Annotated in this window: 12 protein-coding genes and 1 pseudogene; 11 read left to right on the forward strand and 2 right to left on the reverse strand. The window is 40.5% G+C overall.

The window, feature by feature from the left end:
• Positions 1-561: 561 nt before the first annotated feature.
• The 5 genes from L4D06_RS25115 (at position 562) to L4D06_RS25135 (ending at position 4,279) form a co-directional block, all read left to right on the forward strand.
• On the forward strand, positions 562-948 hold the full coding sequence (locus tag L4D06_RS25115; protein WP_429742191.1) for a DUF2306 domain-containing protein: 387 nt from the start codon (positions 562-564) through the stop codon (positions 946-948).
• A 323-nt stretch (positions 949-1,271) separates the two neighbouring features.
• The gene (locus L4D06_RS25120) at positions 1,272-1,529 is read left to right on the forward strand and encodes a hypothetical protein (protein ID WP_429742193.1); all 258 of its coding nucleotides are present in this window, start codon (positions 1,272-1,274) and stop codon (positions 1,527-1,529) included.
• A 473-nt stretch (positions 1,530-2,002) separates the two neighbouring features.
• Positions 2,003-2,338, forward strand: a complete 336-nt coding sequence (locus tag L4D06_RS25125) for a hypothetical protein (RefSeq protein ID WP_429742195.1) — start codon at positions 2,003-2,005, stop codon at positions 2,336-2,338.
• 148 nt (positions 2,339-2,486) lie between these two features.
• Positions 2,487-3,074, forward strand: a complete 588-nt coding sequence (locus L4D06_RS25130; RefSeq protein ID WP_429742197.1) for a hypothetical protein — start codon at positions 2,487-2,489, stop codon at positions 3,072-3,074.
• A 731-nt stretch (positions 3,075-3,805) separates the two neighbouring features.
• Positions 3,806-4,279: a DUF3617 domain-containing protein gene (locus L4D06_RS25135; RefSeq protein WP_429742199.1), complete on the forward strand. Its 474-nt coding sequence runs from the start codon at positions 3,806-3,808 to the stop codon at positions 4,277-4,279.
• A 109-nt stretch (positions 4,280-4,388) separates the two neighbouring features.
• On the opposite strand, the pseudogene L4D06_RS25140 reads toward L4D06_RS25135, so the two are convergent.
• Positions 4,389-5,213 (reverse strand): annotated as a pseudogene (locus L4D06_RS25140) (transposase).
• A gap of 139 nt (positions 5,214-5,352) precedes the next feature.
• On the opposite strand from L4D06_RS25140, the gene L4D06_RS25145 reads away from it, so the two are divergent.
• From L4D06_RS25145 to L4D06_RS25160, 4 genes are all read left to right on the forward strand, one after another.
• Positions 5,353-5,904, forward strand: coding sequence for a hypothetical protein (locus L4D06_RS25145; RefSeq protein WP_429742201.1), 552 nt, complete (start codon positions 5,353-5,355; stop codon positions 5,902-5,904).
• A 134-nt stretch (positions 5,905-6,038) separates the two neighbouring features.
• A complete protein-coding gene (locus tag L4D06_RS25150) occupies positions 6,039-6,299 on the forward strand; it encodes a hypothetical protein (protein ID WP_429742202.1) in 261 nt (86 codons plus the stop codon).
• A gap of 161 nt (positions 6,300-6,460) precedes the next feature.
• Complete coding sequence (locus L4D06_RS25155; protein ID WP_429742204.1) at positions 6,461-7,342, forward strand: NAD-dependent epimerase/dehydratase family protein; 882 nt, start codon at positions 6,461-6,463, stop codon at positions 7,340-7,342.
• A 634-nt stretch (positions 7,343-7,976) separates the two neighbouring features.
• Complete coding sequence (locus L4D06_RS25160) at positions 7,977-8,426, forward strand: SMI1/KNR4 family protein (protein ID WP_429742206.1); 450 nt, start codon at positions 7,977-7,979, stop codon at positions 8,424-8,426.
• Positions 8,427-8,519: 93 nt separating this feature from the next.
• On the opposite strand, the gene L4D06_RS25165 is transcribed toward L4D06_RS25160, so the two are convergent.
• A complete protein-coding gene (locus tag L4D06_RS25165) occupies positions 8,520-8,783 on the reverse strand; it encodes a DUF6429 family protein (protein ID WP_429742208.1) in 264 nt (87 codons plus the stop codon).
• Positions 8,784-8,967: 184 nt separating this feature from the next.
• Here L4D06_RS25165 and L4D06_RS25170 point away from each other — a divergent pair, with 184 nt between their 5' ends.
• Both L4D06_RS25170 and L4D06_RS25175 read left to right on the forward strand, forming a co-directional pair.
• Entirely contained in the window at positions 8,968-9,375 is a 408-nt protein-coding gene (locus L4D06_RS25170; protein WP_429742210.1) for a DUF2251 domain-containing protein, read from the forward strand.
• A 103-nt stretch (positions 9,376-9,478) separates the two neighbouring features.
• Positions 9,479-9,658, forward strand: coding sequence for a hypothetical protein (locus L4D06_RS25175; RefSeq protein WP_429742212.1), 180 nt, complete (start codon positions 9,479-9,481; stop codon positions 9,656-9,658).
• Positions 9,659-9,736 lie beyond the last annotated feature (78 nt).

The raw sequence follows: 9,736 nt of genomic DNA on the forward strand, positions 1-9,736 counted from the left end.
ATGTATTGTTATAAGCAATAATATCATGTGTTTGCCGTTATTTTATTGCTGAAAAAAGTGGAGGATTTTTAATTTATTTTCTGGCTTTGTGTGGTGGGTGATATCTGGTAATAGTGGTATGTGTTTCTAATTAATATTGTGGGGTGATTTTAAGGAAAGTAATTATAAATCATGACCATGTGACGCTAAATTGGCGATATTAAAAAGGCTATCGGTTGTTCATTTAACCATTAAATATATTGATTGTGAGTTATTAGTAGTAGGGGTGTCTTCTTGGTGAGAATAAATAAATGTGTTTTTATGAAATCAAGCGCAATGCAATGAGAGGTGGTTGTGGGCTGAATACTTAGGCACCTTTTGATGAGGTTTTGAAGAAGATGACAATCTCGGTTTCATCAATCCGCGCCAATGATCACACAATTATTGATATCACTTTGGATATCAATCGAAAAAACAAGTCATGTAACTCGGTGATTGTGACACATTTGATATGGTGATCAACTTGATATCGAGTGTTGGAATAACCCATCTCATCGAGTATGTGAGGGAACGGACTAAAAGATGGACAACATGGTGTTGATTTACTTTCACTTGGCTACCGCTGTTGCATCATTTTGTATCGGTACGTATTTGTTGGTGAGAAGAAAGGGGAGCCCTGCCCACAGGCAATTGGGTAAGGTTTATATGTTGTTAATGATGGTCACAGCCGTGTCTACTTTGTTCATTCCCGCGCAAGTCGGTCCGCAAGTATTCTATCACTTTGGCTATATTCACATTCTCAGCGTTATTACCTTGTACACGGTACCGGAAGCATTCTTCGCCATAAGAAAAGGCGATATAAAGAAACACCGTAATGCCATGGTGATTCTTTACGTGATGGCTTTGTTGGTTGCAGGCGCGTTTGCGTTTATGCCGGGTCGGCTATTGCATACGTGGTTTTTTGTTTAGGCAATTGGGAAGGGAGAGCTTGGTCGTTGTTGAGGTAACTCGTTTAAGCGAAACCTTAGTTGACGCTCAATAGCGAACCTACAGAGGTCCTCAACACTGGATAGATACTCAGGTCTGACGGAGACGGTGCATAATCTTCAATTACACCGACTTCTCTTTATTTAACAAGGTAACTTTTGGAATTCGGATCTTAGTTATATAAAACAGAATGTTACGTTAGGTGGTACAATGGCAGTTTGTTGTTGTGGAACTAAATGGCGTGTTTAAACACACTATGTTTGGGTCTAATACACTGTTAACTTTACTTGAATTGAGGTGTCGGTATGAATATTGAGGGTTGGAATAAATACGTTTCATGCCTTCGAGATAACTTCGAAGGATGTGTATTCAAAGATGAACTCATAAGTAAATGTGGTGGAAACGAAGACATTGCTATTGCTATTTATTACCACTCACGTGACAACGCATTAAATTGGATGGATAGCACAGTGCCGGCTTTAGACAATAAGATTCCTAGTCAGGAACTTTCTAAGGTTTTTTCAGATTCAGTTCGCCAAGTGATCTGGAGCATTCCTTGCTGAATTCAGCTAACAAGGCAATAAACGTGGACGTTTACTCGTGGTGCATTTTTTCATAGAAACACTGTGATTCAGGCTTTTCAATCACTTTTGGCTAGTAAATGTCCTTTATTATGACGTTATACGCTGTAATTGTACTTACATGTAAGCAGCGACTTTGAGCGTCAAACCACTGTTGTTTTCTCAAAAAAAGCGGTGTGGTTTTGGATCGCTGCTCACCATTGAAAGTGTTGCAAACAAGCCATCAATGACCCCGAAAGACCAAGTGTTCCAAGGGCTGCTTGCAAAGGAAAAAGGCGATGTTCGGCAATTCAAACAGATTGGATAGCTGCTTTATAACAAAGGTTTTGAAGGCGGACGCAAAACATCTCCGCAAATTTTGTCATATCAACTTATGGCGTTTATGGTGGCTTTATTGCGTGAAGCTAATGATCTTCGCCTCCAAAACGACGTTAGGGCGTTTAGGGAGATTAAGAATGAAATATAGAGTTTTCTTCTGTGACTACTGTGAAGATAAGATTCTAGAATCAAAAGATGCTAGAAAATCTAGCTTAGAAGAAATACTACACAGCATGGATTGTGTATTACACATGCCAGGAAACTTTTTTGGAATCATTGACGAAGAAAATAATACGCTTCAGTTTATGGTTAATGAAGATAAAACGATCCTTCTGGATATACCAATAGAAAGTAAAGGCGGCTCTTATTTTGGCGTATATAGGCTAGAGGATTGCATGTTAATTGTAAAAGAGGCTGGAGAAATTCCGTATTTGATTGAGAGGTTCAGCCTGGAGTTTCAATCATGGGGGTGATGGCATCGTCAAGTCATAGCCCTAACAAGGCGCTGCAAGCGACTGCCAAAAATGTCTCTCGTTTTGCGTACCGCAAAACCAGCGCCATTTTTGGCAGCGTCTGAGCGCGGCGTTATATGGCAAGATGGATTCAAGCTAGGCTTCAAGGATGGAAGTGATTTACTCACCAGTTCAAACCTTCAATTTTTTTCACGAGCTATATGATATAATTAGCGGGAGAGTCCTGATTATTCTTGCTTTCTATATATTCTTGAATTTTTTTTACGGTAGATATTTAGAAGGAAAGGTAAATAAGGGGAATTTTCAGTTGCCAACCATTTTTGTTTTTGCTGTTGCTATGTTCATTCCAATTCCTAATGAATTTCAAATCCGAAAATACGAATATGTAAACTATAAGAATTTGGATAATTATGAAAGCGTTATACATATTTCCGGACTGGTTCAAGGACATCACTATGTTGATGAAATATGGGAAGGTAATATATTTGAAAAAGATAAGCCCGGCCAACTTTGGCGTATTCATTATCTGAATATTGGTGATGAAGTTTTAATCTTCAGAGAGTTAAATTGGAAGGTGAATCAGGATTTTTACAAACCAAGGTGCTATCGAGGGCGGTTTGATAAGTTATTCGCTCCTTTGGTCGGATTAAATGTCATGCTTGGTTATTATAAAACTGAAGTTATAAGTCACTTACATGAAAAAGCAAATTGTCTAGTTGATATCCATAGAGTATGAATGTTGACAGTAGATACTACTGTGACAAGCATATAACAAGCGAAGGAAAATGGGACGTTTACTCGTGGCGCATTTTTTCATAGAAACGCTGTGATTCAGGTGATTCAGGTGATTCAGGTGATTCAGGTGATTCAGGTGATTCAATCAGTTTGGAATAGTAAACGCCCGTTATTCTAACTCTGAGAGTGCGGTTTTTTTTGTTCAGTTCGGCTATTGAATCATTAGCTTTTTAGGTGTGAAAGTAGGGCATTTCTCTTTTTCTTTGTTCCCTTTTGGTGTCCGTTTTATCAGATTCAGCATTGAACTATTATTACCAAAATTTCATGGGTTTCAGAAACTAATTGACGCTTCAACTTTTCTTTGGTTATGTCTCATTTTAGCCTGCATCTGTGTTTTCCTCTCAGTATTTATAATTCCAATTATGGCAATGATATTTGGTTCATCAGTTCCAAGTTGGCTGAAACCAAGTGTTACAAATAGCGCAAGATAAAGGGATTGTTTCGTTTCACAGTTATTGCCGTTGAAATGATATTTTTCTCGCTTAATTGAGTTAGCTTAATTAAACTCAGTTTACAGAAAATATCGGTAAATCAGTTTTTTAGCAAGTTTCTCAGGGCGAAAGCAAGGCACGTATAACAAAGCAATTAGAGTATTATTGGTTTTGTTAGTCAGTCTTTCGCACGTGTTATTTCAGGGTTAGGCGCTAAAAATTTAATATCAAGGAATCAATAATGACCACTTTAATAAATATAAGTATTTTTACTGCTCTCATCTTGGCGTCAAGTCATCTTCGTGCTGATAGTTATGACTTCAAACCAGGCTTATGGGAAAATTCATCTACAATCGAAATAATAGAAATAGACGCACCTCCTGAAGCTGAAACAATGATGAGGAGTACGTTTGAAAGGGGAATGGAGACAGAAACAGTATGTTATAAAAGCTTAGATTATTTATTGGAACTTGATGCAGATCAAGAATTTGAATGTAAAAAAGAAATAAAACGTATTAGTGCCAACAAGATGGAATTAGAAGAGTCATGTACTGGAACAGATATGAAATCTAAAACAGTTGGTGAAGTGAATTTAAATGGGGAAACCTTAACCTCAACCTCAATATCTGAATTTGAAACGCCATTCCATGACGGACCAATTAAAATTAAATTGAAAGTGGTTTCGAGTGGGAAATATATTGGAGCTTGCAATTAATCGCCTAACAAAGCATTTAAACGGACAAAAAACAGTGGGTTACGTTACACTTCGCTACACATTTTAACCCACTATTTTTGTCCGTTTAATGCGGCGCTGAAGGATCCCCTCATAATTCGCCCAACCCTGATGAATGAGTCAGCCTGTGGTATTCGAGCATAGCCCATTGATATTGCGGTTCATTGATATTGCGGTTCATTGATACAATACCGTCGATGTTGTCTTACCTCTCGCCCCAAGCGTGGAATAGAGAGAACACGCCGATGCTTAATGGTATTGGCTTGAAAGTCGTACTGCCATTTAGCTTTTGTCGCAATGAGACCGTTCCACCACATCAGTACCTCTGCCGGCAGCGCAATCAATAACAAGATGTTGAGGCGCTTGATACAACGGGTTCGGTTATGCCGTAGAGCCAGTCCATATGCGGGACTTTTTAAGTCGCGGAACGCTTCCTCTATCTGCATTCTCTTTGCATATAAGCGTGTTATCTGAATCGCGTTTAGCGTGTCATTCGGGATATTAGTCACCAGTAGCCACGGCTCGTGTGCGCTTTTGGCAAAGAGACGAGACGTCGTATGCTTCTTGCTGGTGCGGGTATGGCGTTGCACTTTTCGGCCTTTCGATGCCTGTTTAACAAGATGAGCATGACAAGCCAGAGGAGAGCGGCGTGCGAGTTGGCTAGTGCCCAGATAGACGGGTTAGTTGTTTGCCTTGGGGTAGAGTTATTTATTGCATTGCCAAGCAAGCGGTCGACTCGTTTGATGGCATGTTTAGCCGTGGTCATGACGTTAAGGGAGCGACCGAGTTTAGTGAGCGTGAGGTCAGCCCCATCGAGTGAGGATGGGGTCGCAAGTATCAGAGACTGAAGACGTTTTTTATGAATAGTGGGACACTGATTTTGTAGAGTATCTTGTAGAATTTGAACATCGCGCATCGTTCATCCTTTTTGGTGGAATGTGGTTTTTAGCGAAATTCATTAGATAAAAAGGGTCGATGCGCGTCCTTCTCATTGTTTAGGAAAGAGATTTTGAGGGGATTCGCTAGATTTGAACGTTATATGCCAAGGAGAGGCTTTGAATTTTCGATTAGTAATGATTACTTTTACCTTTATGGTTAATGCTGCTTACGCGAGCGGTATGCCTTCAGAGGTAAAAGATCTCAAAAATGCATTTGAAAACATCCCTGGAATAAGCAGTGCTGATGTAGGAAAACATCACTATTCGAAGGAAGATATTGCTGAACTGAATGCCATTTATTTTGCAGGGGAGTATGCTGACTTACCAATATCAATGTATAGAAGAAGTGGAGGCAACCTAAATAATGAAATTTTAATTAATGTTGCGTTCACCATTCAAAAGGATGCGACAGGTTTAAAAGCATTAGAATATCTATCATGGTGGGTGCGTGATCTATCAAGATCTGGTGATAATGTTCAAATACGAACCATCGCTTTACCACCTATTGTTGGTGAAAAAGTTCAGCTTGGCAGCACGTTAAGCTTTTGGTTTGAAGCTTATATAGTGACTGAAAAAGAAGATATGAGGCTTGTGCTAAAAGAAATTTCCGATTTGACAAAATCACTTAACACAAGTCTAGAACTGTACAAATCTGCATTTGATAAATAGGTACATAACCAAGTCGTGAACCGGACACCTTGCCAATCTCGAAGCGCTTAGAAAGATTCGTGAATACATAGGTCTAGTCTGGTTTAGTACTGGAAAGTGGCTGCTATAACAGCGTTATATCGCATGGGGGCTTGTTGGAATTGAATTATTGGTACGCTTTTATCGCGTTAGTGATTTTTCTCAATACCATTGTTTCGTTTTCCATATCAAAGCGCGATGATCTCGATACAATACAGAAATCACTTCAAATTTTAATCGTTTGGCTTCTACCTTTAATTGCCTCTATAGGCTTTTGGCTGTTTCATAAAAACCAAGATGATGACAACAAACCAAGCGGATGTAAGTTTGGCGGTGGTCCTAAAGACAGCATTGGCGTCTCAAGTTCAGGTGATTAAGTCGTATAACAAGGGCTTTGAAGGCGGACGAAAAAACGACCCGCAAATTTTGTTAAATTTAATTATGGCGATTAAGGTGGCATTTTTGAGTGAAGCTAATGTTTTTCGCCCTTTAAAGCGACGTTAGCTGCTTTGAGGTTAATCATTAGTAAGGTGTTGTAATGAGAATTTTGGTAACAGGCTCTGCGGGTAGGGTCGGGCGTGCAATCTATATTAAATTAATGCGAACATATGACGTAGTCGGCATTGATAAAACACCTTGCTCAACAGCCGATTACATTGGTGATATCCGTGATAGCGCTTTGATTGATGGGGTTCTTGAAAATATTGATGTCATCGTTCATACAGCTGCTCTTCATGCTCCTCATGTTGGTTTAGTACCTGATTCAGAGTTTACATCTATAAACGTAGATGCAACTGAGAAATTGGCTTTGGCTGGCGTAAACGCAGGTGTTAAGCACTTTATTTTTACCAGTACAACCGCGTTGTACGGCTATGCCTCGACACCTAAAAGTATTGCAGGTTGGATTGATGAGGAAGTTACCCCTCAACCCAAGTCGATTTATCATAAAAGTAAAATTGCGGCCGAAACTAAGCTAGAAGAAATTTCAAATCTGTTTCAGCTTCCAGTGACTGTGCTGCAAATGTCGAGATGCTTTCCTGAGCCTGCGGATTTAATGGCTGTATTTCGCCTGACTCGTGGTATTGATGCTCGCGATGTAGCAAATGCTCATTCATGTGCTGTGGAAAAACGCTTAAGCGGTTTTAATCGTTTTATAATCTCAGGTGCAACACCTTTTCATTTTTCTGATTGTGAAGCTCTATATACTGAAGCTGGGGCTGTTATCAAACGTAAGTGCCCAGAGATCGCGCTAGCATTTCAACATAGAAATTGGCAATTACCTCAAAGCTTAGATCGCGTATATGATTCGTCGTCCGCACGTGAAAAATTAGGTTGGTCTCCTATACATGGTTTTGAAAGTGTTTTAGACATGCTAGATACTGAAACCGCTGAAGTATTACCAGTTTTGAAACGCAGCTAACAAATAAGAATGCGTGCCGCGCAGCCGACACTTTATTTGGGTGTTGGACAAGTCCGTTGCTGCTTTATTAAGTCAATTGCTCGGGTGAGCGCCGGATAGATGGATGCTCGCCACTGATTAACAGGCGAGGGGCGCCATGAAGTTATTAGGCATTCCATAGCTTCAACGGGTTACGTCACTGTGTATCTATTCTTCCGCGCTTTCTCCTTCGATTAAATGGCTGCCATCCTCCTTATTCTGTTCGCCTTTCGGCTACCTCGGTCGTGTGACGCCCACGAAGACCATTAGTCGTTCCTCGCAGGTTGGACAACATAGCGTAACGGGAATGTTTCGCGGCGGTCATAACGTTAAGAGAGCGACCGAGTTTAGTGAGCGTAAGGTCAGCCCCATCGAGTGAGGATTGGGTCGCAAGTATCAGAGACTGAAGCCGTTTTTTATGAATAGTGGGACACTGATTTTGTAGAGTATCTTGTAGAATTTGAATATCGCGGATCGTTCATCCCATTTGGTGGAATGTGTTTTTTGGCGAAATTTATTAGATCAAAAGGGTCGATGTGCGTCCTTCTCATTGTTTAGAAAAGAGATTTTGAGGGGATTCGCTAGATTACGACGTTATGTTTAATCGGTGAATTAAATGACCTCACTCCGTGAAGTAGTAGAGAGCAATCGTCCGTATTTCGAAGGTGATACCTTTGAAACTGAGCAGTCATTGTCAAAGGTCGAGGTGACTTTAGGTGTTAATCTTCCTGAAGAGTTAAAGTGGCTTCTGATTAATTTTGGCTACGGAGAGTGTTTGGTATTACCTAGTCTTGAGGACTCTGTTTCCGACACAATTAGGTTTAGAAACTATGCCGAATTACCATCAAGATTTTTAGTTTTAGAAGATTTAAATGATTCTGGTGTCATCGTTTTAAATACAACTACAGACAATGGCGAAGTTACTTGGTTAGCATCTCATGAGGTCTCTAAATTGGCTGATACTCACCCATTAAATCTATCTGATGCAGATTATTATCCAAGCCTAAGTGAGTGGTTAACTTTTAAGCTTGAGGAAGAAATTGAGGAATCCCAACATAACAAGTGAAGTCGCGCCGATCCTGCACACTTCGCTTGGATTTCGTGCGGAAAAATACTCGCACGAAACACAAGCTCCGGCATTGGGCGCGTGCTTTAGGCGTTATAACTCATCGTCATCTGAGACTTTCATCAGTAAGGTACTAAAGTGCTCTTCTGCTTTTTCAACACCTGCAGGAGTTAATACGACGGATTTAGATTTGTTTACTGGGTTGTGAATGTAGCCTAACTCATGGAGTTGGTTCATGACTTCAAAGTCAATCGCTTTCCAAGCGCGATAGGAGTTTTCAAACGGGGATTTGTCGTGGAAAGTAATACACATTAGGGCCAAGGCTAGCTCACAAGCTTTGTCTTTATCGTAATCCATAAGTACGCTCCTGACGTTTTGACTGCTTGTGGAGTGTAGGATGGCAGTAGAGTTATAACAAGCAAATGAATGTGTACGTTTACTCGTGGCACGTTCTTCAAATAAGTACAGTGATTCCGGAATTTCAAACAGTTTGGGTTAGTAAGCACCCGTTATTCAAATATTATGTGCTATAGGAAATACTATGAGTCAATTAGTTGTAAGTGGTTTTAAACATGAGAAAATTTACCCGGGTACACCATGCAATTTTCGGAGCGAAAGTCCCATAGGACGATATGAGGTGGTTTTTGAAGATGATGGAAATAGTGGTTATTTTTATCCTTTAGATAACGAGAAAGAAAATAATCCAATTATTACAGCATTTGGTATATATCAATGTAATGAGCCTAGCGAAGACCACATGAAAGTATCAATATTGTGGGGTGAGGATGCGACAAAAGTGGCCTTACTAGTAGACGGTGTTGCGCAAGCATACTTTGATTTTTCTTTGTACAAAGGGACATGCAAATCAGAGTTTTGTCCAGTCAAGAAAGACATTGAGTTTTATGGATGGAACGAACAGTTTATGGAGAACTTTTTAGCTCAAATATAAGAAAGAAGAGTAAGTGTCGTGCAGCCGACACTTTATTTTGGGGCAGGACAAGCCCGTTGCTGCTTTATTAAGCCAATTGCTCGGGTGAGCGCCGGATGGATGTATGCCCGCCATTCTCCTTATTCTGTTCGCCTTTCGGCTACCTCGGTCGAGTGACGCCTACGCAGACCATGAGTCGTTCCCCGCACGTTGGACAACATCGCGTCACGGGCTGTTTGGTGGCGGTCATAACGTTAAGGGAGCGACCGAGTTTAGTGAGCGTAAGGTCAGCCCCATCGAGTGAGGATTGGGTCGCAAGTATCAGAGACTGAAGCCGTTTTTTATGAATAGTGGGACACTGATTTTGTAGAGTATCTTGTAG

The sequence above is a fragment of the Enterovibrio makurazakiensis genome, from assembly GCF_050336585.1.
In the GTDB taxonomy this organism is placed as follows: Bacteria; Pseudomonadota; Gammaproteobacteria; order Enterobacterales; family Vibrionaceae; genus Enterovibrio; species Enterovibrio gelatinilyticus.